Below are 269 nucleotides of genomic sequence, written 5' to 3'. Positions count from 1 at the left end.
GAATTTGAAGCGAAAAATGGTGAAGACATCTTAATCCATTTCTTAATTTCAATTATACTAGGTCTAACAATATTGACTTTATCTTTATACAAAATAATATAAAATAAATATAAAGATGATAGTAAATTAAAAATTACAGTTATAGCTGTAAACACTAATATATTATCTTTTTCTTTGACAAAAATAAAAATAAAAGGTAAGGAAAAGAGTTTAAAAATAAGTTGTACAATTGTTACTACTCTCATTCGTTGCAATCCCTGAAAATACCA

The 269-nt window shown here is 23.0% G+C and carries 1 pseudogene; it reads right to left on the bottom strand.

What is annotated here, in order from left to right:
- A pseudogene (locus tag SB689_RS23245) lies at nucleotides 1–245 on the bottom strand (flippase); the annotation flags it as partial.
- Nucleotides 246–269 lie beyond the last annotated feature (24 nt).

It is taken from the genome of Chryseobacterium sp. SIMBA_038, assembly GCF_046535115.1.
Taxonomy (GTDB): Bacteria; Bacteroidota; Bacteroidia; order Flavobacteriales; family Weeksellaceae; genus Chryseobacterium.
Note: the sequence above shows the minus strand (reverse complement) of the source record. Positions and strands in the feature narration are given on the sequence as shown.